This window comes from Plesiocystis pacifica SIR-1 (genome assembly GCF_000170895.1).
Lineage (GTDB): Bacteria > Myxococcota_A > Polyangia > Nannocystales > Nannocystaceae > Plesiocystis > Plesiocystis pacifica.
Genome location: NZ_ABCS01000073.1, coordinates 1 through 21,692, shown reverse-complemented (window position 1 = coordinate 21,692; position 21,692 = coordinate 1). Strand labels below are relative to the sequence as shown.

Genomic DNA, 21,692 nt, shown 5'->3' with positions numbered 1-21,692 from the left:
TACTAGTCAGGGGTGTGGCGAGCCCCTACTTCACGCTCGAGCAAGCCCAAGCGCTGCTGCCGGTGATTCGTGCGCACCTGAGCCAGGCGCTGCAGATCCACGGGCACCTGCGCGCGTCGATCGTCGAGCTCACCGACGCGGGCGTCGAGGTTCGCTGGACCATGCTGCGCGGCGAGACCGAGCTCGACGAAGACGCCGGGCCCAGCGCGCGCGCGAACCTCGAGCGCGCGCGCATGCTCTACCGGGCGCTGCGCGACTCCATCGCGGACATCGAGGGCCGCGGCGCCGAGGTCAAGGACGTGGTCAGCGGGCTGATCGACTTCCGCAGCTGGCGAGACGGCGAGGAAGAGGTGCTGCTGTGCTGGAAGCTCGGCGAGGCCCGCATCGAGTGGTTCCACGGCGAGCAGGAGGGCTTCGCCGGTCGCCGCACGATCGAGGGCCACGAGTTCTTCGCCGAGCGCCACGCCGCGCCGCTCATCAGCGAGATGAGCGAGCTCAGCGAAGCCGCCGCCCGCGACTGAGCGTCGCGGCTACAGCATGTCCAACACGCTGCGGATCTCGGCCAGGTCGGAGTCTCCAGGCAAGGCCTGCTCAGCCGCGGCCAGGTCCGCCTCGGCCTGCTCGAGCGCCCCCAGGCCGGTGGCGAACACCTCGGCGTAGGACAGGATCGCCTGGCCCTTGTCGAGCATGGGGCTCTCGGCCCCGAGCAGGTCCGCGAAGGCGTACTCGACCGCACGCTCCCGCGCCTGCTTGGAGAAGGGCTCGCGCCAGCGCACCACCACGCCGAGCAGCGCGTCCTCGGTGGCGAGCTCCGGCGCGCAGGTCTCGAGCTCTTGATAGAAGACCATCGCGTCGTTGGGCGCGAGGTGCTGGGGCTCGATCTCGCTGGGGTCGTCGCTGAACTCCTCCCCCGAAAAGCGCACGATCTCGAAGCCTGGGGGCAGGCTCAGCTCCACGCGCACGTCTCGGGCGGCCACGCCCATGGTGCTCATGAAGCGCTCGCCAAACATCCGCTCGGCCTCGGCCTCGTTGGGGATGAACACCGACGCGCCCTTGCCCTGGTCGGTGACCGTGTCCATGAGCTCGTCGTTGTAGCGGCCCACGTCGCCGACCCCCACGCCGACCATGTAGATGCCCTCGCCGTCTTCGAGCTCGGCCATCTGCGCGATGAGCTCCGCGTCGGTGAAGCCGAGGTTGGCCCCGCCGTCGCTGACCAGCACCACGCGGTTGATGCGATCGGCCGAGAAGTTGGCCTGAGCCAGGGCGTAGCCCTGCTCCAGGCCCGCGTGCAGGTCGGTCCCGCCGCCGGGCTCGATGGCGTCGATGGTGTCCAGCAAGGTCGCGTCGTTCGACCCCGCGACCGCGTGGCTGGCGAGTCGGACGTTGTTCGAGTTGCTCCAGCTGACCAGCGAGATGACGTCGCCCTCGCGCAGGGAGCCTGCGATGGCGCGAGCCGTCGCCTTCATCGCGTACATCGGCGCTCCCGTCATCGAGGTCGACTCGTCGAGGACCAGGGTGATGTTCATGGGCAGCCGCTCGCTCGGCGAGACGATCTCGCTGGCCACACCGATCTGCAGCTGGAAGCGGCCCTCGTCCTTCGAGCGCAGGTCGACATGCACGCTCAGATCCCCCGGGTCGGCCGCGGGATACTCGAAGGAGTAGTAGTTGAGAAACTCCCACGGCCGGATCCACTCGAAGGTCGTGTAGAAGCCGTAGGGGGCGACCTCACGGGTCATCACCGGCGAGGCCATGGAATTCGAGTCGTCCGGCGACAGGTGCAGCGTCACCGGCGTCTCCTCGTCACAGACCTCCGAAGGCTTCGGCAATTCCTGCTCTTCCGGCGGGGGCTCGGGCAGCTCCCCATCATCGACGCCACAGCCCGCGCACTCGCCGAGCTCGTCGTCGTAGCTCCCTCCGTCGTCGCCGCAGCCAACGCCGATACAAGCGAGCGAGACCGCGATTGCGCACAGAGCAGGAGCAAGGTCATTCATGGCCTTGCAGTCTCGGGCGCGTCGATCTGGTTCAGATCAATCCGAGGGTTCCGAATCGGGACCAGGCTCGACCTCGCCGGGCGCGGGCGGCTCGGGGCCTTCGGGGATGGGCCGCCCCGCCTCTCGACCGTCGCTCAATCGCGGCAGGTAGGGCTTGAAGGACTCCTCGCCCACGTTGACGTTGGTCGGCGCGACCTTGGCCGCCACCGCCACGATGTTGCAGTGGCCGATGACCGACCCGGCTCGCGCGCCCGTGCTGCTCTTGAAGGCCAAGCTGGGATCGAAGGAGTAGTCGTAGTCCCAGCACTGGGTCCCCTCGGCGCAGACCGGCGCGGGGCTGAGCAAGGCCTCGCCCTCGGGCTCCCAGGACAGCGAGCAGTCCTGGGGCGGCGTCTTGGTGTGGCGGTAGATCCACGCCTTGGCGACGTTGTCGGGGATGCGCAGCTGGGGCTCGGCGTCCTCGCTGCCCTCGCCCTCGTCGCGGCTGCCGAGGGGAGCGATGAGCACCATGTTCTGAACGCGCGCGCGCGCGTCCGAGACCCGGCCGTCTTCGCGCAGGGCCCGGGGCACGTCGAGGGCGGCGAAGCGACCGCCCTCGGACCAGCCGACCACGTTGAGCTCACAGGCCGGGTCCTCGTCGCCGTAGCGACCGTCGCCGTCTTTGTCCAAGCTGGCGATCACGGCGTCGAAGGCCACGGACCAGTCCGCGACCGGCCACAGGCTCTGGCAGCGCTCGCCCTCGCAGCGCTTGACCACGCCGCTCATGCGCCGGCAGCTCTCGCTGAGGTGGCGGTTGGGCGGCTGGCCTGGCTCCCCGCGCCCCGCGAAACACAGCGTCCGGGCGCAGCCGCCTTGCTCCCGACCGATCTTGGCGTGGACGCCCTCGGGTGCGGGCGGGGGCTTGGCCTCCTCCGCGCCCGCCTCAGCCCCGGCCTCGACCTCCGCCTTGGCCGCGGCCTCGCGCTCGGCGTCGCTGCGCACCCGCTTGCGATCCACCGGCGGCCCCTGACAGGCCCAGGCCGCGGACACGAGCACGCACGAGAGCGCGGAGAGGGTTGCGGACCGAGAGCGACGCACGCCTCAAATCTACGCCCTCCGGCGGCGGCGAACCACTACCGCCGAGGCGCGGCGGGGGTCATGCGCGTGGTCTGCTCGGCGCCGTCGCGGGTGAACCCGACCTCGACCTCGACGCCGGGCTCGAGCTCGCCGAAGGCGGCCATGTAGTCGTCGATGTTGTGGATCTCCCGCTCGCCGATGCGGGTGATGACGTCACCCTTTTGCAGGCCCGCGTTGGCCGCGGGGCCCCCGTCCCGGACCCCGCCCAGGGCCATGCCGTCGACGTCCCGCCCGTAGTCGGGCATGGTCCCCAGGGACACGCGGAAGGCCGAGCCGCCCTGCTTGGGGCGCTCGGTCTTCACGTAGTCGAGGTTCTCGTGGGCCATCAAGCCCACGGCCACGCGCCCGGCCAGGTCGCCGATCGCCGCCGCGCCAGCGAAGTCGAGCTTGTCCAGGTCGTCGCTGGGCTTGTGGTAGTCCTCGTGCGCCCCCGTGAAGAAGTGCAGCACGGGCACGCCCTCGCCGTAGAAGGAGGCGTGGTCCGAGGGACCCCAACCGCTGGCCTGGGTCTCGAGGGTCAGCGTCGACGCGCCGTCGGCCTGGACCGCGGCCTGGGCGTCGGCGAGCAGGGCCTCCCACTGCGGCGCCGTCCCGACCCCGCTGATCAGCAGGTTGTCGCGCAGGCGGCCGACCATGTCGAAGTTGAGCATCGCGACGATGCGCTCGCGCTGCTCCGGGGCCATCGCCTCGACCATGTGCTGGCTGCCGAGCAAGCCCAGCTCCTCGGCACCAAAGGCCACGAACACCAGGTCGTGGGGGCGCGCGTCCGCGGGCAGCTGGGCGAGGGCCTCGGCCATGGCCAGGATCACCGCCACGCCCGAGGCGTTGTCGTCGGCTCCGTTGTGGACCGCGTGCTCCCCCGGGGCCAGCGAGCTCGCCGTGCCCATGCCCAGGTGGTCGAGGTGCGCCCCGACGTAGATCTGGCGCCGCTGCGCCTCGGGGGCCGAGCCCGGCAGCACGCCGACGACGTTGGCGGTGTCGAGGGTCACGGCCTCGATGGGCGTCGACAGGCTGTAGGCCTTGCGGCTGTTCGCGCCACGCTTTTCGCCGCCGGCCCCGTCCGCGGGGATGCGCAGCGCCTTGGCCAGGGCCTCGCTGCCGGTCTTGCCCACGAACACCGCAGGGATCTCGAGCTCGCCAAAGGGCCCGCGCCCCGCCGGGCCGCGGTCCGAGTTCGGCTCCCACAGCACGAAGCCCACGGCGCCGCGATCGCGGGCGGCGATGAGCTTGGACTGGGCGCGGGTCTCGAGCCGCGACGCGTGGGGATCGGCCGCGCCCGCGAGGGCCACGACGATCGCCCCCTTCACGTCGACCTTGGCGAAGTCGCCCGCGTCCTCCCCCTCGCCAGCGATGCCGTAGCCCACGAACACCAGCTTGCCGGTCACGGCCCCACCCTCGAGGCCGCTGGTGTCGTGGCCGAAGGGCACGATGGCGTGGGCGATGCCCTGGTCGAGCTTCTTGGCCGGCGCCAGGCCGCTGCTCGCCCCCTCGCGCAGCGCCGCGCCGGCGCCCACGGAGAAGCTCTGCTCCGAGGTCTCGAGGCCCGCGGCCTGCATGCGCTCGATGACCCAGGCGCGCACGCGGGCGTCGGCGTCGGTCCCCGGCGGGCGCCCTTGCTGGGCATCGTCCGCGAGGAAGGCCACGGCGCCGCGGATCCCCTCGGCGTCGAGCAGCCCCAGCCGAGCCTGCGTCGGGATGTCGACGACCGCTGCCTCGCTCGGCTCGACGGGCTGCGGCGTCGGCTGACAGCCCGCCGCGAGCAAGGCGACGAGGCCGAAGCTCAGCAGCGAGCGCGACACGCGAGACGAAGAGGGCGCGGAGCGAGGGCCGACCATGGCCGCCACGCTACCGCCCCCATTCGCCTTCGTCGACTCGGAGACTGTGTTCACGGTCTCTGGCGACCTTGGCCGTCGTGGATGACGCCGCGCCCTCCCTGCCCTCAGCTCTCTTGCTGACGGGCGTGGGCGGAGTGCCAGCGCTTCATCTTGCGCTTGATCATCTCCTTTTTGACCATGCCCACCAGGTCAATCATCAGCTTCCCGGTGAGGTGGTCGTGCTCGTGCTGCAGCGCGCGGCCGAACAGCTCGTCGCCGTCGACCTCGAAGCTCTCGCCGTTGACGTCGAGGGCGCGGACCTTGGCCCAGCGCGGGCGCTTGACGTCGACGAACACGTCCGGGAAAGACAGGCAGCCCTCCTCGGCCACGACCTGGCCCTTGCCGGTCTCGACGACCTCCGGGTTGATGAACACCAGCGGGTCGCTGTTCTCGTCGCCGCCGGCGACCTTCCCGTCGATGAGGAAGATGCGCTCGAGTCGGCCGACCTGAATGGCGGCGATGCCCGCGGCGTTCAGCGCGTACATCGTGTCCGTCATGTCGCGGACGAGCGAGCGGATTTCGTCGTTGACGTCGGCGACGTCGAAGGTGTCCTCGCGCAGGCGAGGGTCGGGGTATTTGACGATCTCGAGGACAGCCATGATCGTGGAAATTCGCGGACGGGGAGCGAAGCGGTGGCCTCGGCGCACCCCGGCAGGGGCGGGCTCGAAGCCCGCGAGTCCGGCCAGGGTAGCCCGAAGACAGGGGAGGTGCTAGGAGGGGCCCAGCCCCGAGGATGTGCGGGCCGAGAAGCTGATGAGCGAAGTCACTGTCGAAAGCGTCCGCAACGCCCTGAGCACCGTCAAAGACCCGGCCACCGAGCGCGACATCGTCAGCAGCCGGCAGCTGGGCGAGATCACCGTCGGTGAGAAGGAGCTGCGCGTGGCCGTCGCGCTGCTGTCTCCGGGCTACCCGATGAAGGGGACCCTCGACGCGAGCATCCGCGCGGCCCTCGAGCCCTTCGGTCGGACCGTCGTCATCGACTGGGGATTGTCTGTCCCGCGCAAGCCTCCGCGTCAGGATTTGGACCGACTGCCGACGGTCAAGAACGTGCTCGCGGTGGCCGCGGGCAAGGGCGGCGTCGGCAAGAGCACGGTCTCGTCCAACCTCGCCATGGCCCTCCAGCGCCTCGGCGCCCGGGTCGGCATCCTCGACGCCGACATCTACGGCCCGAGCATGCCCAAGATGATGGGCCCGCCCAGCCGCCCCTGCGACAAGAACGCCAGCGGCGATCGCATCATCCCCGCCCTGCACCGCGGCATCCCGGTGATGAGCGTCGACTTCTTCGTCGAGACCGGCCGCGCGGTGATCTGGCGCGGGCCGATGATCCACAAGCTCCTCCAGCAGTTCCTCGAGGACGTCGAGTGGGGCGAGCTCGACTACCTGATCATCGACCTGCCCCCGGGGACGGGTGACGCCCAGCTGTCCCTCGGCCAGCTCCTGCCGATCACCGGCGGGGTGATGGTGACGACCCCGCAGGAGGTCGCGCTCCTCGACGTGCGCAAGGCCGTCGACATGTTCGCCAAGCTCGAGGTCCCCCTGCTCGGGGTGATCGAGAACATGAGCCACTACCGCTGCCCGAGCTGCGGCCACGTCGATCACATCTTCGCCAGCGGCGGCGGCAAGCGCCTCGCCGAGGAGCTCGAGCTCCCCCTGCTCGGCCAGCTGCCCATCGATCCCAAGGTCAGCGCCGGCGGCGAGCGAGGCGACCCCGTGGTCCACTCCGCGCCCGACAGCGAGCACGCCAAGGTCTTCCTCGAGCTCGCCGCCCAGGTCGCCCTCGAGGCGGCCAAGCGCCACGCCACCGGGCCCAAGCGCAGCTCGCTACTGCGCACGGTCTGACCCCGGCCGACCCCAACCCCTGTCAGGGCGAGGCGCTGCGGCTCAGTGCCGATGGAGGTGCCGATGGAGCAAGCTCGCGAGCATTCGCGCGCTCGCCCTCGGCGTGGGTGGACTGATGCGTTTGGGTGTACGGTTTGGGGGTGAGCGCCACGGACACTCCCATGGCCGACACCCTCACGCCTGGGGCCGACCCCGAGCGCGAGGGGCCGCTGGGAGAGCCGCTGCTTCGCCGCCGACGACTCGAGCCGGGCGTCGCCGTGGGCCGCTACGTATTGCTCTCGCGCCTGGGCGCGGGCGGCATGGGTGAGGTCTGGGCGGCCTACGACCCGGAGCTCGACCGCCGCGTCGCCCTCAAGCTGCTGCTGCGTCGACGCGGCACCCAAGAGGATCGCCTGCGCCTGCTCCGGGAGGCGCAGGCCCTGGCGCGCCTGAGCCACCCCAACGTGGTCGCTATCCACGACGTCGGGACGTGGGCGGGTCAGATCTGGATCGCCATGGAGTTCATCGAGGGCCAGACCCTCGACGAGTGGCTGGCCGAGCGCCCGCGATCGTGGCGCGAGACCATCCAGATCCTGGTCGCCGCCGGTCGGGGCCTGGCCGCCGCCCACGAAAAGGGCCTCGTCCACCGCGACTTCAAGCCCGACAACGTCATGGTCGACGCCGACGGCCGCGTGCGCGTCATGGACTTCGGCCTGGCCCGGGCCGAGGGCGCCCTCCCGCCCCTGCCCGAGCCCAGCCAGGAGCTGCCCCTGTCACCGGACCAGCTCGAGGCGGGGGACAGCTTCATCACGGGGTCCTACGCGAGGCTCGGCACGGGCAGCTACAGCGATCTGAGCTCCTCGGAGATCAACCCCCTGGCCTCGAGCCTGACCCTCGACGGCTCGATCATGGGCACGCCGGCCTACATGGCGCCCGAGCTGTTCGAGGCCCTCGACCCCGGGCCCGCCGCGGACCAGTGGGGCTTTTGCGTGACCGCGTGGGAGGCCCTCTACGGCGAGCGCCCCTTCCAGGGAGAGACGATCGCCGCCCTGTCCGTGGCCATCCTCGAGGGCCGCCGCCAAGATCCCTCGAGCGGCGCGCGGCGGGTCCCGAGCTGGGTCCGGCGGGTGATCCTGCGCGGCTTCGAGGACGACCCCGCGGCGCGCTGGCCGTCCATGGACGCCCTCCTCCACGCCCTCGACAGCGACCCTTGGGTGCTGCGGCGGCGCGTCGCCACCCCCTTCCTGGCCGTGGCCGCCCTCGCGGGGGTGCTCGGCTGGCGCCACCTCGACCGCCAGGCCACCCTCGGCAGCTGCACCCAGGCCGCCGACGCGGGCCCGGCGATGTGGTCCGAGTCGACCCGCGAGCGCTCCAGGCAGGCCTTCGACGCCAGCGGCCTGGCCTACGCGGGCGAGACCTGGACCCACGTCGACGACGGCCTGCGCACCTACCTGAGCCAGTGGTCCGAGCTGCGCCGCGAGGTCTGCGTGGACACCGAGCTCGAGGACCGCCACCCCCCGGAGTTCCGCGCCCAGGTCGACGCCTGCCTCGACGAGAGCCGGGCCGCGGTCGAGAAGCTCCGCGACGCCCTCGTCGAGCCCGAGCTCGAGGCCGACCTGATCCAGCGCGCGGTCCAGGGCGTCGCCGACCTGCCCCGGCTCGAGCGCTGCACCGACTCGCGCTGGCTGGCCAGCCGCGCCGCGCCGCCGGACCAGCCCGCGCTCCAGGACGAGGTCGCCCGCCTGCGCCAGGAGCTCGAGGCCATCGGCGTGCAGTCGAGCGTGGGTCAGCACGAGGCCGCCCGGGGCCGCGCCGAGGGCCTGCGCGAGCGCGTCATGACCACGGGCTGGCCGCCGCTGATCGCCGAGTTCGAGGTCGTGTGGGCCGGGACCATCGCCCACAGCGGCGACTACGAGCGCGCCGCCGAGGTGCTCGAGGACGCCTTCGAGCGCGCCGCCCGGTCGGGCCACGACGAGGTCGCCGCCCTCGCCCTCGCCAAGCTCGCCTTCGTCGTCGGCAACGATCTGGTCCGCCACGACGAGGCCCTGCGCTGGGCCAAGCTCGGCGAGCTCTTCCTCGACCGCGCCCACGCCGAAGACGGGCTGACCGCCGCCACGCTGCACAACGCGATCGGGCAGATCCTCCGCGCCAAGGGCGACAACCGCGCGGCCCGGGAGCACGCCGAGCTCGCCCTCGCCATCTGGGAGCGACGCCTGGGCACCGAGCATCACCGGGTCGCGGCGGCGCTCAACAACCTCGGCTCCGTCGCGCGGGCCGAGGGCGACATCGACGAGGCCCTGGCCTACTACCAGCGCTCCCTGACCATGCGCGAGGACCTGCTCGGACCGACCCACCCCCAGGTCGCCACGCCGCTCAACAACATCGGCACCCTCGCCTACGGACGCGGCGACCACGAGCAGGCCCTGGCCGCCTACGAGCGGGCCTACGCCATCCGCGAGGCCGTCTACGGCCCCGAGCACCCGGCCACGGCCTTTTGCCTCAACAACGTCGGCATCGCCCAGCTCGGCAAGAAGGACTACACGGCCGCGTTCGCGTCCCTCGAGCGCGCCGCGGCCGTGCGCGAGCGGACCCTCGGGCCCGAGCACCCGCTGCTCTCGACCACCCTCGTCAACCTCGCCGTGGCCCACCACGAAACGGGGGACTTCGCCGCGGCCCTGCCCCTGCTCGAGCGCGCGCTGACCATCCGCGAGAAGACCTACGACCCCGGCCACCGCAAGATCATCATCGTCCTCCAGCACCTGGGCCGGGTCGAGCTCGACCGCGGCGAGCCCGAGGCCGCCCGCGAGTACCACCGCCGCGCGCTGGCGATGATCGAGGCCAAGCGTCCGCCCCCGCACAAGCTCCTCGGCGAGACCCTCCTCGACCTCGCGCGCGTCGACCTCGCGGACCCCGAGCCCACCGACGAGGTCCTCGAGCGCGCGCTGAGCCTCGCCGAGCACGCGCTCGAGAGCTACATGCAAGTCGAAGAGCTCAGCACCGAGCGCTTGGGGAGGGCCCACTTTGAGATCGCCTCGGTTCACCTCGCCAGGGGCGAGCGCGAGGCCGCCACGAAGCACGCGCGCATCGCCGCGAGCACCTACTCCGAGCAGGACGCGAGCACCCTCGCCGAGCTCCGCGAGTGGGCAAAGCGCGAGGCGATCCCCCTCGGCGCCCCCTGATTCCCTCGCCGGCCGCGGGCCTTTGCGAGAGTCTCCACTCACGCGCACTGATTGCCCCGCTGACGCCATTGCGAGAGTCTCTCGATGCCGTGGATGGACCGGGACCTTTGCCCGGTTCCCCGCGGGGTTGGAGTTTTTGATGCCCCGTTCGACTCGCCGACTTGGAAGCCTGCCCCTCCTCGCCCTCTCCCTCGCCCTCCCGCTCGCGTGCGCCGACGACGTGAACGGCGACGACGCGGAGGCTGGCTCCGAGGCCACCGATGACGAGGTCGGGACCGAGGGCACCAGCGAGAGCTCCGAGACTGGGTCCGAGTCCGAGTCCGAGTCCGAGACGACCGAGACGGGAACCGAGACCGAGACCGAGACCGAGACGGACACCGAGTCCGAGACGGACACCGAGACCGGCGAGGAGCCCAGCCACTTCCAGGTCGGCGTCGACATCCGCAACCTCGACCCCACCCAGGCCGAGCAGGCCGGGCTGTTCCTCGGGGGCTACGGCGCGCCCTTTACCCGCGGCGTGACCACGGGGGTGCACGACTCGATCTACGCCCGGACCATGGCCGTGGGCCTGGGCGACGACGGCGTGATCCTGAGCGTCGTCGACGCGGTCGGCATGGGCAACCAGTGGACCCGGGAGATCCGCCAACAAGCCGCCGCGGCCACGGGCCTGAGCGAGGAGCAGATCATCATCTCGACCACGCACACCCACTCGGGCCCGGACTTCCAGGGCCTGTGGGGCGGCGTCAGCTCGGCCTACCGCGACAAGGTCATCGACGAGACCGTCGACTCCATGGCGAGCGCGTGGGCCGACCGCGTCGACGCCAACCTCAGCGCCGCCGCGGGCACGGCCGACAACCGCAACCGCCGGGACTGGGGCTTCACCGACGACGAGCTGTTCGTGCTCGAGGCCCGCAGCCTCGCCGACGACGCCTTGTTGGGCACCCTGCTGTCCTTCGCCGCCCACCCCGTGATCCTGCCCGAGAGCAACAAGGAGCTGTCCCGGGACTACTGCGGCTACGTCGTCGACAACCTCGAGGCCGACACCGGCGGCCCGGTGCTGTTCTTCAACGGCATCCTCGGCGACGTGTCCCCCGACGTCCCCGACGGCATGTACGCCGACGACTTCGAGGAGGCCGCGGCCTACGGCGAGCTCGTGGCCACCGAGGCCGCCCTCGCCCTCGAGGGCACCGAGGCCGTCGAGCCGATCCTCGTCCACGACTACGCCGAGTGGGACCTGCCCGTCGACAACGCCCTGTTCAACCTCGCCGCGCTCCTGGGCATCCTGCAGTACGACTTCGACGGGGGCGGGGGCGGCAACTCCGTCACCACCCAGACCACCTACCTGCGCCTGGGCGAGCAGGTCCAGCTCATCGCCTTCCCCGGCGAGTCGCTGACCCGCAACGGCCTCCCGGTCAAGGAGGCCATGACCGCCCCCTACCGCGCCGTGCTCGGCAACTCGGGCGACGCCCTGGGCTACTTCGTGCCCAGCGACGAGTGGCAGACCGGCCTCAACGACGACTACGAGGAGAGCGTGTCCCTGGGCCAGAGCGTCGGCGACACGACCCAGGGGATCATGGTCGCGCTCATCGGCCTGGATACTTTCTAACCCTCAGCGGGTATCCACGACCAGCAGGGTCTTGCCCGCGCGCGCGCTCAGGGTCAGGTCGCCGGGGACACACCACTCGACGGTGACGGGGGCGACGAGGCCGGCCGCGATGTCGCGGCGGATCCACCTCAGGCGCGCGAGCAAGAGCTCGACGACGCGCGCCCCGAGCTCGGCGCTCTCGACCTGGCCGCGGGCGGGCACCAGCTTGATCACCAGGCGCTCTCGGTCTCCCTCCCGCGACACGTGCAGCTGGAGCGCCGCGGTCCGCACGCCCGCCTCCGCGACCACCCGCTCGACGTCGGCGAAGGTGTAGGAGCCCGCGGACAGCGACCAAAACGCGGGCGCGCGCCCGAGCAGCTGGTACTTGCGGCCTGGGCCCGGGGGCTCGACCCACATCGCCTGATCGCCGACCTGGTAGCGGATCATCGGCTGCAGGCGACGCACGAGGGAGGTCACCAGCAGCTCCCCCGGCTGCCCCGGCTCGTCGATGACCGCCCCGGTCTCGGGGTCGACGATCTCGAGGCGCACGCACTCGGACAGCTCGCGGTGCTCCCCCAAGGCGCAGCTCGGATCGGCGACGCCGACCAGGCCGATGTCGACCATCGAGTGCCCCGCCGAGGCGATGGCCAGGCCGGGGACCCACGCGCGCATCTGGTCGGCCTGGTCCTTCGCCAGCATCTCGCCCAGAAAGAGCAGCTTGCGCAGACTCTTGGGCCCCGCCCCCCGCTGGCGCGCGTAGGCCTCGAGCACGCGCGAGAGCACGCTCGGGGTGCCCACGAGGGCATGGACGCTCAGCTCGTGGATGCGCTCGGCGAGGGTCTCGGGGGGCAGGGCGCTGCCCAGGGGGAGCTCGAGCATGGGCACGCGGGCGTGGAGCACCGAGGCGTGGATGAACAGCATGGAGGTCGCCAGGTCGCCCGCCGTGCACAGGTTGCCCACGCGGTCGCCGAGCTCGAGGCCCGCGCTCAGCAGAGCCTCGCTGCCGGCCACGGCGATCTTCGTCCACTCGTTTTGGCTGACGTGGGTGCGCTTGGGCGCCCCCGTGGTCCCGCCCGAAGACAGCATCAGGCCGTCGACGTGCTCGCCGCACAACACGCGCTCGCGCGCGGCCCGGTAGGCGGACCAGTAGGCCCCCTGCTCGACCCGCGGGAGCTCGGCGAGCGAGCGCACCACCTCCGGCGACTCGGCGTAGAGCTCCCGGTAAAAGGCGCAGCGACGCGCGTGCCGGACCAGGGCCTCGAGCGCGGCGGTCATGCTCCCGCCCCCCAATGCTCGCCGAGCCCGAGGGCCTGCGCGCCCTGGTCGCGAATCACCAGGCGCAGCCGCTCGGCCTGCGGGAGGGGCTCGAGGGCGCGATGGGGCCCGCGCAGATCGTGGGCGTAAAAGCGCAGCTCGCCGGGCTTCGCCCCGAAGCGGACGCCCTCGAAGGGCCGGCGGCCGTGGAAGTGAATGTCGGCGTAGGGGGTGACGAACATGGGAAAGCAACCTGGGACGCGCTCGGCGACGGCGCACGAGCGCTCGCCGGTGCTCATGGAGGTGACGGTCTTGATCCCGCCGAGGCCCCTAGCCAGATCGACCACCCGCTGGCGCATGGCGTGGGCGGGCGCGCCCTCCCCCGGGCGCTTGGCCGTCATCGCGATGTAGGCCATGGGGAACAGCTTCTCGCGCAGGCCCCCGTCGAGGCGACGAGCCCGACGCATCAAGCTCGCCTCGAGCTCGAACATCAGCCGAGACACCCGCCGCTCCCACTCGCCGACCATGGCCAGAGGCTGCGTGGGCACGTCTCGCGCCCGCACCACCTTCGCGGCCAGGGCCCCGACGACCTCGCCCTCGGCGTCCGGCTGGCCCGGGCGCAGCTTGAGCCGGACCACGCTCAAGCCGCTGCCGACGCACTCGTCCACCGCCTGCCACAGCCCGTAGCGCAGCGCCTCGAGCTCCGCCTTCGCGCGCAGCTGGCCGGTCTGGCGCAGCCACGCGATCATCTGCTCGCGCTCGAGGAACTGCTCGGCGATGAGCTCCCGCGCGGCGTGGATCTGCGCGGCCTGGACGACGTTGGGGCTGAGCAGGCGCTCGCGGTACTCCCAGGTCGGCGCGCGCACGAGCGCTGGGGCCTTGCGGGGTCCGCGGGCGGGCTCGCCCAGGCTGTAGCGCCACGGGAAGGCCCGGGAGGTCTGGCCGTTGAACTCGCCCGCGGTGTCCATGTAGGCCGCGCCGCGCAGCCGCAACACGTAGCGCTCGTTGGCGGGGCGGCGGCTCAGGTCGGGCAGCAAAAAGCGGATCATCTCGCCCCCGCGCTCGGGGGCGGCGGGGTTGAGGCAGTCCGTGGGCTCGCAGCTCTTGCCAAACACCAAGGTCGGCACCAGGGGCCCCTCCGCGTCGACCCTGGCGACCTCTCCGTCTTCGCGCAGCACCCACAGCTCGGGCTGGAGGCTGACGAAGCGTGAGACCGGGACCGCCCACGCGCCCGTGGCAGTGACCAGCCACTGCTCGCGCTCGGCGTGGACCGGGGTGCTTCGCTTGGCCCACAGGAAGCTCCCCGGCAAGGTCGGGACGCACACGCGCGCGCTCCGGCTCGGGTTGTCGCGGTGCTCGACGAACTCCACCGGCGACAGCATCGAGCCCGCCCGACCGAGGGCCCCCTGGCCGATCTCGGACCACACCTCGCGCAGCTCCGGGACGCGCTGGTGCAGCCTCCGGACCCCGCGGCCGAGCTCGCGCACTTGATCAGCGACGGCCAGCGTGCCCAGGTAGCGGTTGGGCGTGTCGTCGAAGCCCAGACCTCCGCCGATGTCGACGATCCACGGCGCGACGCCAGTGCGCGCCTTCGCGGCCGCGAACACGGCCTCGGCCTGGGCGAACACCTGCTCGTAGACCGCCGTGCTCCGGGCCCCGATGCCGACGTGGAAGGACACCCCGGTGAGGGCCGAGCCCGCCGCGGCGAGGCGATCGAGGACGGCCTCGAGCAGGCCCGGGCTCTTGTCCACGTCGAGGCCAAAGCGCTCCATGCTCAGGGCCGCGCTCGCGTAGGGAGCGGCCAGGCGCAGGAGCGGCCGCAGGCGCGCGACGCCTCCTTCGCGCGTGCGCGCGCAGTCGAGGACGCGGGCGAGCTTGGCGGGGTGGTCGAAGCAAAAGGCCGTCACGCCCAGGTGCATCGCAATCAGCAGCTCCCGGGCGTTGAGGTTGGTATTGCCAAACACCACCGCGCCCGGCCGTACGCCCACGCACAGCGCCGTGTAGAGCTCGGGCAGGCTCGCCACCTCCACGCCCGCGCCCGCGTCGGCCTGGACCCGCGCGAACTGCAAGAGCGAGCTGTGGTTGGCCTTGAACGCGGCCATGTTGCGCAGGGGCAGCTCGCCCACGCTGCGCTGGAGCGCCTCGACCAGGACCCGCTCGCGCTCGAGGGCCGCGTCCACGTCGAGCCACACGACGCCTCCGTGGGTCGGAGACAGGGGCGAGGCCATGGCCCGGATGAGGGCCGCGAGGGTCTCGCGCTCCGAGCTTCGAGACACGCTCGACGCTGCGATGGGGACGCGCGCGGGGTGGAGGAGGGGGAGCGGCTCGGGAGCGACGCCGGCCCTGTCGAGGGCAGCCAGCAGCCGCGCTTCGCCGGCCTCGAGGGCGCGGGCGTGGGCGTCGACCATGGACTCGGCGCTGCTCGAGGGCTCGACCGGGGGGAGGTAGGCCTGGGCAGTCACGATCGCCCTTGTCATCGCCGTCGCTCGGATTTCCGTCACCGTCGAGTTTCGCCGCGCGGGCCCGGCCCACCCCGCGCTCGGCTCTCGCTTCGACCCTCGACGAGGCCCACCGCGGGCTCTCGCTCGCTGCTACCATCGCGCAATGGCCCGTCTAGCTCGCTCAATCATCGTTTGCTCCCTATCGGTGCCCCTTTGCTCGAGCCTCGGCTGTGCCGACGACGCCCAGCCGGGGGACGGGGGGAGCGCGGACGACGAGATCGGCGGCACGGCGGAGGACACGGACGCGTCGAGCGAGGACGAGTCGGGCAGCGAGCAGGGCGAGACGAACTCCGAGTCGGACAGCGCCGCGTCCGAAGACAGCGAGGCGAGCACCGGCATGGAGCCCGACCTCCCCCCGCCGGACCCCACCTACGACGGCGAGCCCCTCCCCGAGGCGCCCCCCGGGGAGTGGAACTGGGTCGACTTCCCCGACGCCCAATGCATCGACGGCACGCCGGCCGGCATCGGCGTGCGCTACGGCATCTCCGACGAGCTCGTGATCTTCTTCGAGGGCGGCGGCGGCTGCTTCAACGCCGCGACCTGCGGGCTCTTCTACGCCAGCTTCGCCAACTTCGGCGAGCTCGCCTTCGACCTGATCTGGCAAAACACCGTGCTCCAGGGCGGGCTGTTCGACACCGACAACCCGGCCAACCCGATGCGCGACTGGAACGTGGTCTATGTGCCCTACTGCACCGGAGACGTGCACGCGGGCACGGCCCCGGACACCTCCGTGCCGGGCTTCGCGTTCGGGGCCCCGCAGCAGTTCGTGGGCTACTCCAACATGGACCAGTTCCTCGATCGCATCGCGCCGACCTTCGCCGACACCTCCCACGTGCTGGTCACGGGCATCAGCGCCGGCGGCTTCGGGGCCGCCTTCAACTACGACCGCATCGCCTCCGACGCCTTCCCCAACACCACGGTCACCTTGCTCGACGACTCGGGCCCGCCGCTCACGGACCCCTACCTCGCCCCCTGCCTGCAAGAGCAGTGGCGCGAGCTGTTCAACCTCGACGCCTCCCTGCCCGAGGACTGCGACGGCTGCTTCGCGCCGGACGGCGGGGGCATCTACAACCTCACCCACTACCTCGCCGACAAGCACGCCGACCAGACCCTCGGCGTGATCACGGCGGAGCAGGACCTCATCATCCGCACCTTCTTTGGCTACGGGATTCAAAACGAGGGCGGCCTGCAGTGCCCGCCCGGGATCATCGAGCTGCCCATGAACGGCGGCTACTTCGAGGACGGCATCTACGCCCTGCGCAGCGAGGTCGAGGGCTACGACAACTGGGGCACCTACATCCTGCCCGGGATCAGCCACACTTACCTGAGCTTCCCTGCCTATTACAATCAGGACGTCAACGGCATCCTGCTCGTGGACTGGGTAGCGAACATGCTCGAGGGCCAGACCTCCCACGTCAGCCCCTGAGTCATGGACGTGGGGCAGGGAGGGCGTGGCGTCGTCCACGACGGCTAAAACAGATCGAGGGGTTGGCCAAACTCGTTTTGGCCGACCCTCTGAGACCGGCCCCCGGGCCTCCCTTTCCAGCCTTCGCCTTCGACGTGACCGCCCCCGCCGGGGGCGGTCCAACTAATTTTAGTGCGCATATTTGGGCATGGGGACAGGCGCAGCCCCCTTCGAGTCGCGCGCGCACTACACACATCACAATACGCACCCTCCTCCCTCCGCACATTACAGTCTGATCATAACGGCCCGAGAGCCGGGGCGCCTTTTTCAGCAATACTGAATTGCGCGATTTTCGAAGCACAACCATGCACAAATTAAGTTGGCAGTGCTCAGTCATCGATGGTACCGACTATATATGGTGGTTCGAAGGAGTTGTCGCTGATGTCTGAATACCCATTTCGCGCATGGGGCCTCCATTTGACTCTCGTCACTTGCGCAAGCGCATGTACGACGATTGACGACACCGACGACTCCGCCGAGCTCGAGGCGGAGGCAGACGCTGACGATCAGGACGAATTCCGCTGGGGCTGCTACCCGAGCTGCAACAACCCCGCGCTCGTCGCGGACGTCCGCGCGCTCCTCGACGAGCACGACATCAGCCCCTACGCGCTCCCCGAGCCCATTCGCCCGGAGCTCGTCGAGCTCGGCAGGGCCCTGTTTCACGACAAGATCCTCAGCGGCTCTCACGACGTGTCCTGCGGCACCTGCCACAACCCCACGCTGGGCCTGACAGACCGCCGGCCGCTCATGTCGGGGGTCGGCGGCCACGGCCTGGGCCTAGACCGAGAAGACGGTCAGGTCGGCGGGCGCCACACCCAAGCGCTGTTCAACCTGCACTCCCTCGACACCCTGGCCATCGACGGCAAGGTCGCGGGCGACGGCCAGGGCTTCGTCCTCGGCCTCGGCCTCCCGCTCGTCCCGGCCATCTACCAGGCGGCCTTCGAGGACTTCCCCGGGGTCGCGTCGCCCCGCGTGCTCGCGGCCCAGGCCATGCTCCCCGAGGTCACCTCTCCCGAGATGCTCGGCTTCCCAGGCCCGGACGCCGACCCGGACAACGAGCTGCTCGCCTGCCTCGACCCCCAGCTCCCCCTGCCCGTCGTGTTCTCTTGCATCTTCGACGGCTACATGGCCCGCCTCGGGGCCATCCCCGAGTACGTGGCGATGTTCGAGGCGGCCTACGGCGTCCCCTTCGAGGAGCTGAACTTCGGCCACGTCGGCAACGCCATCGCGGCCTACGAGATCGACGCCTTCACCTTCAACGCCAGCCCCTGGGACCAGTTCGTCGCCGGGGACGACTGCGCCCTGAGCAACCGAGAGCTGCGCGGAGCGAAGCGCTTTTACTCGGCCAACAAGGGCAACTGCGTCAGCTGCCACTCGGGCAACGCGTTCACCGACAACGCGTTCCACCAGACCCTCGCCCCCCAGTTTGGCTGCGGGAACGACCTGCCCAAGCGCAACGGGCCCGAGGGCTTCGACGACTTCGGCCAGGCGCGCAACGACTACGCCGTGCCCTGGGTGCTCGGCGGCGCCGGCGATGAGCTGTTCCCCGAGCAAGAGCGCTACCGCTGGCGCACCGCGCCCCTGCGCAACGTCGAGTTCACGGCGCCCTACGGCCGCCTGGGGCAGTTCGCCGAGCTGTCCGACTTCGTCGCCCACTACGAAGACCCCGCGGCCGCGCTGCTCGACTACGACATGACGTCGACGACCAACATCGAGCTCGTCGACGACTCCCCCTTCGCCTGTCCCCACGACGAGCTGTCCGAGTCCCTGCTCGACAACCAAGCGGAGATCCTGGCCGCCGGGATGGCCCCCGAGCTCGCCGAGGTCCGGGTCAAAAAGAAGCGCCACGTCAAACAGCTCGTCGCCTTCCTGCGCACGCTGTCCGACCCCGCCGCCGACCCGGCGGTGCTGAGCGCCGCGATCCCCAGCTCCGTGCCCAGCGGCCTGCCCGTCGACGGCGCCCCTTGACCCGGCCCAGGCGGCGTCGCACCGTGGAGGCATGCGACGCCGCGCCTGGCCCCTGCTCGCCTGCTGCCTGGGCTGCACCCCAGCGACCGCGCCCGAGGACGCGACGGCGCCTCCGGCCGTGCTCGTCGAACGAGGCGGCTCGGCGAGCGCAGCCGAGGCCGGAGGGGACGACGCGACCCCGGCTGCCGAGGCCGCGACGACGACCTCTCCCGAGCTCGAAGACTTCGTCCCCGCGACCGTCGGCAATCCCCGCTGCGAGGTCGCCGTCGTCGAGCTGCTCGAGGCCGAGCAGTACCGCGGCCCCGGGCCGATGACCCCGGCCCTCGACGCGCAGTTCGCTGCGGACCCGGACTTCGCCCGCTTCTACCAGTCCGAGAGCCACGGCGATCAGCACATCCAGTGCCACTACGCCGTCGAGCTGAGCTCGCACCCCAAGCAGCGCTTTCGCTGGCGAGAGGTCCGCTCGAACACCCTCGAAGAGCACACGCCGGCGGTCTGCAACGGCCTGGCCGCCGAGGTCGCCGAGTCGATCCTCGAGACCACCGGCGACTGCCTCGACCTCGACGCTGGCGCCTACTGGGGCTACGTGCTCGAGCCGATGCCCTGAGCCGAACGACCGCAAAGAGAGGCTGTGGATGACTCCACAGCCTCTCTTGGGTCGCTTGCGAGACGGCTGTCCTCAGTCGCCAGCGCCGGGGTCGACGACGCGGCCGACGAACAGCGGCGTGCGGCTGGGGCGATCGTAGACCACGACCACGAAGGGCTTGTCGGCCACGAAAGTGTACTCGGGCTCGAGCTCACCGCCGCCGCCCTCGTCTTGGACGATGGCCGTGGCCGCGGCCGCCTCGATGCCGCCCTCGTCGGTGAGGATGACGGCCTCGTGGATGACGTCGAAGATCGGACCCATGCCGTTGGTCAGCACGCCGGTGAAGTCCTCGCCGTTGTCGAAGGCCGCGGGCATGCCCAGGTCGGTCAGGGCCTGCTTGAGCGAGGCCTTGGCGCGCAGCTCGAAGCGCGGCATCGAGGTGTCGATGGTCGCGTAGTCCATGCCCTCGAGGATCCCGCCGAGGGTCTCGGCGTCGAGGCCCGCCTCGAAGCTCGCCAGGTCCTCGGGCAGGACCAGCGCGAGCTCCAGAGAGTTGCCGCGCAGCGGCACGCCCACGGCGGCGTAGCCCTCACCCTCGCCGTAGTAGCCGTTCATGGCGTACTGCTGCATCATCTGGACGTCCCGGGTGGAGCCGTCGAGGAGGGTGAAGCTCGCGGTCTGGGTGGCGAACTCCTCGAAGGGGGTCGCCCACGGGGCCTTGAGGTAGAGGGTGTTGACCAGGACCATCGACGAGCCGTCGGGGATCACCGGGATCAGGTCCTGGACGAGGCCGTGGGTGCGATCGGCGACCCAGCCGTTGATCGCGATGCGCTCGCCGTCGGCGTTGCTGTTGAAGTCCGCGAGGTAGACCCCGGTGTCGTAGTGCACGGCGAGCAGGTCGAGGAAGTCCGGGATCAGCTCCTCGGAGCGGGCCTCGTTGATCCACGCGCGGTTGGCCGTCCCCAGGATCACCGGATCCTCGTTGGCGAACTCGCTCTCGAGCTTGGGCATCTCGCGGGAGGCGAGCTGGAGGTGCTGCCAGTTCATGGCCACGTGCTGGCGCTCCTCGCCGAGGGTGAAGTGCAGCGTCGACTCCATCTGGGTCTTGGTCACGCCCTCGGTCGCGCCGTAGAGCATGCCGAAGGCGGTCTGGATGCTGACCGGCGAGTTCACCACGTTCTGGCCCTCGAACGCGCCCTCGCCCATGTAGTGGTAGAGGTCCAGGCCCAGGGCGAGCTGGTCCATGGCCAAGTCGAGGCGCTCGACCTCGTCGGCGTCGGGCTGGTCGTCGTAGTCGAGCTCGGAGTGGACCGACTCCCACAGCTCCATCTCCCCCTCGTCGTCGTCGCCGTCGTCGTCTCCGACGTCGTCCACGCCCTCCTCCTCCTCACCGGCTTCGGTGCACGCGACGGCGGGGAGGGTCAGGGCGGTCAGGGCAAAGGCCGCGAGAGCAAAGCGGCGGGGGAACAAGAGCTTCGAGCTAGTCATGCCCCGGATGTGCCGCGGGGGCTCCCACTCGATCACCCCGCGCGCTGCACGAACTCACATTCCACCCGCCTACCAGACCGGGTACAACCCGCGGCATGCATGGCCGCTCAGGATAGCGCTGGAGCGCGTCTCCCGTGGCCGCTTCGAGTCATCGAGATGGCCCAAAAACCATGGTTTGGTTTCACCCAGATGCGTCCGGATCCGCCAGCGCATGGTTCGTGACGAGCTCGGGATCGTCGAGGGCCTCGAGAAAGGCGACCACGGCGTCGATCTCCTCGTCCGTGGCCTCGAAGGGCCGCACCAACCCCGACTTGAGCGGGCTCAGCCGGCCGTCCCCCGCGAAGGGGCCCGACTCGATGACCCGGCCGCCCGCGACGTAGTGCTCGACCACCTCGCGCAGGGTCTCGATGCTCCCGTCGTGCATGTAGGGCGCGGTCGAGGCCACGTTGCGCAGGCTCGGCGGGCGGAACAGGCCGCGGTGATCGGGGTCGAGGGTCAGCTCGTAGAGGCCCTGATCGTGGGCGGGGTAGCTGCCCTCCCCGTCCACGTTGTAGAGCCCGTTGTTGAAGAACACCAGGCGCGCGTCGGCGGCGGGGGTGTTCGCGTCGCGGTAGGAGGTGGTGAACTGGACGCCGCCGTGGCAGTGGAAGCACTCGAAGCGCTCGCCGTTGAACAGCGCCATGCCCAGGCGCTGCTCCTCGCTCAGCGCGTCCTCGTCTCCGGCCAGGAAGCGGTCGTAGGGGCTCGCCCCGCTGATGATCGTCCGGCAAAAGCTCGCCAGGGCGAACACGACCTGGTTGATCGTCGCCCCGCTCGTCGCCTCGGGGAAGGCCGCGGCGAACAGCGCGACGTACTCGGGGTCGGCGT

15 protein-coding genes are annotated in these 21,692 nt (G+C 70.9%); 7 read left to right on the top strand and 8 right to left on the bottom strand.

Annotated features, from left to right (window positions below; genetic code table 11):
- The first annotated feature begins 14 nt into the window (after nucleotides 1–14).
- On the top strand, nucleotides 15–521 hold the full coding sequence (locus tag PPSIR1_RS44135) for a DUF2203 domain-containing protein (RefSeq protein ID WP_006974756.1): 507 nt from the start codon (nucleotides 15–17) through the stop codon (nucleotides 519–521).
- Between the two features lie 9 nt (nucleotides 522–530).
- Here PPSIR1_RS44135 and PPSIR1_RS28920 read toward each other — a convergent pair whose 3' ends face one another.
- From PPSIR1_RS28920 to def, 4 genes are all read right to left on the bottom strand, one after another.
- Nucleotides 531–1,991: a vWA domain-containing protein gene (locus PPSIR1_RS28920; RefSeq protein WP_006974755.1), complete on the bottom strand. Its 1,461-nt coding sequence runs from the start codon at nucleotides 1,989–1,991 to the stop codon at nucleotides 531–533.
- Nucleotides 1,992–2,027: 36 nt separating this feature from the next.
- On the bottom strand, nucleotides 2,028–3,068 hold the full coding sequence (locus PPSIR1_RS28915; protein WP_157596086.1) for a hypothetical protein: 1,041 nt from the start codon (nucleotides 3,066–3,068) through the stop codon (nucleotides 2,028–2,030).
- Nucleotides 3,069–3,103: 35 nt separating this feature from the next.
- The gene (locus PPSIR1_RS44130) at nucleotides 3,104–4,942 is read right to left on the bottom strand and encodes a M20/M25/M40 family metallo-hydrolase (protein WP_086001787.1); all 1,839 of its coding nucleotides are present in this window, start codon (nucleotides 4,940–4,942) and stop codon (nucleotides 3,104–3,106) included.
- 104 nt (nucleotides 4,943–5,046) lie between these two features.
- Nucleotides 5,047–5,580: a peptide deformylase gene (gene def, locus PPSIR1_RS28905; protein WP_006974752.1), complete on the bottom strand. Its 534-nt coding sequence runs from the start codon at nucleotides 5,578–5,580 to the stop codon at nucleotides 5,047–5,049.
- 154 nt (nucleotides 5,581–5,734) lie between these two features.
- Between def and PPSIR1_RS28900 the strand changes: the two genes are divergently transcribed.
- From PPSIR1_RS28900 to PPSIR1_RS28890, 3 genes are all read left to right on the top strand, one after another.
- Nucleotides 5,735–6,820, top strand: coding sequence for an Mrp/NBP35 family ATP-binding protein (locus PPSIR1_RS28900; RefSeq protein ID WP_045116961.1), 1,086 nt, complete (start codon nucleotides 5,735–5,737; stop codon nucleotides 6,818–6,820).
- Nucleotides 6,821–6,960: 140 nt separating this feature from the next.
- A complete protein-coding gene (locus PPSIR1_RS28895) occupies nucleotides 6,961–9,978 on the top strand; it encodes a serine/threonine-protein kinase (protein WP_006974750.1) in 3,018 nt (1,005 codons plus the stop codon).
- A 139-nt stretch (nucleotides 9,979–10,117) separates the two neighbouring features.
- Nucleotides 10,118–11,584: a hypothetical protein gene (locus PPSIR1_RS28890; RefSeq protein ID WP_157596085.1), complete on the top strand. Its 1,467-nt coding sequence runs from the start codon at nucleotides 10,118–10,120 to the stop codon at nucleotides 11,582–11,584.
- Nucleotides 11,585–11,587: 3 nt separating this feature from the next.
- Here the strand turns inward: PPSIR1_RS28890 and PPSIR1_RS28885 are convergent, their stop codons facing one another.
- Entirely contained in the window at nucleotides 11,588–12,838 is a 1,251-nt protein-coding gene (locus PPSIR1_RS28885) for a phenylacetate--CoA ligase family protein (RefSeq protein WP_157596084.1), read from the bottom strand.
- The gene (locus PPSIR1_RS28880) at nucleotides 12,835–15,279 is read right to left on the bottom strand and encodes a type III PLP-dependent enzyme domain-containing protein (protein ID WP_006974747.1); all 2,445 of its coding nucleotides are present in this window, start codon (nucleotides 15,277–15,279) and stop codon (nucleotides 12,835–12,837) included. The genes PPSIR1_RS28885 and PPSIR1_RS28880 overlap by 4 nt, the downstream gene beginning before the upstream one ends.
- 184 nt (nucleotides 15,280–15,463) lie before the next feature.
- Here PPSIR1_RS28880 and PPSIR1_RS28875 point away from each other — a divergent pair, with 184 nt between their 5' ends.
- The 3 genes from PPSIR1_RS28875 (at nucleotide 15,464) to PPSIR1_RS28865 (ending at nucleotide 19,358) form a co-directional block, all read left to right on the top strand.
- Nucleotides 15,464–16,744 carry a pectin acetylesterase-family hydrolase gene (locus PPSIR1_RS28875; RefSeq protein WP_006974746.1) on the top strand — a complete coding sequence of 427 codons (1,281 nt, stop codon included), beginning with the start codon at nucleotides 15,464–15,466 and terminating at the stop codon, nucleotides 16,742–16,744.
- A gap of 456 nt (nucleotides 16,745–17,200) precedes the next feature.
- Nucleotides 17,201–18,751, top strand: a complete 1,551-nt coding sequence (locus tag PPSIR1_RS28870; RefSeq protein ID WP_006974745.1) for a cytochrome-c peroxidase — start codon at nucleotides 17,201–17,203, stop codon at nucleotides 18,749–18,751.
- Between the two features lie 31 nt (nucleotides 18,752–18,782).
- Nucleotides 18,783–19,358 (top strand): hypothetical protein, encoded by a 576-nt coding sequence (locus PPSIR1_RS28865; protein WP_006974744.1) that lies wholly within the window; start codon nucleotides 18,783–18,785, stop codon nucleotides 19,356–19,358.
- A gap of 72 nt (nucleotides 19,359–19,430) precedes the next feature.
- On the opposite strand, the gene PPSIR1_RS44125 is transcribed toward PPSIR1_RS28865, so the two are convergent.
- Together PPSIR1_RS44125 and PPSIR1_RS28855 are read right to left on the bottom strand one after the other, a co-directional pair.
- Nucleotides 19,431–20,825 (bottom strand): serpin family protein, encoded by a 1,395-nt coding sequence (locus PPSIR1_RS44125; RefSeq protein ID WP_157596083.1) that lies wholly within the window; start codon nucleotides 20,823–20,825, stop codon nucleotides 19,431–19,433.
- A gap of 181 nt (nucleotides 20,826–21,006) precedes the next feature.
- Nucleotides 21,007–21,692, bottom strand: a 686-nt coding sequence (locus tag PPSIR1_RS28855) for a cytochrome c peroxidase (RefSeq protein WP_006974742.1), incomplete at its 5' end; no start/stop codon positions are given.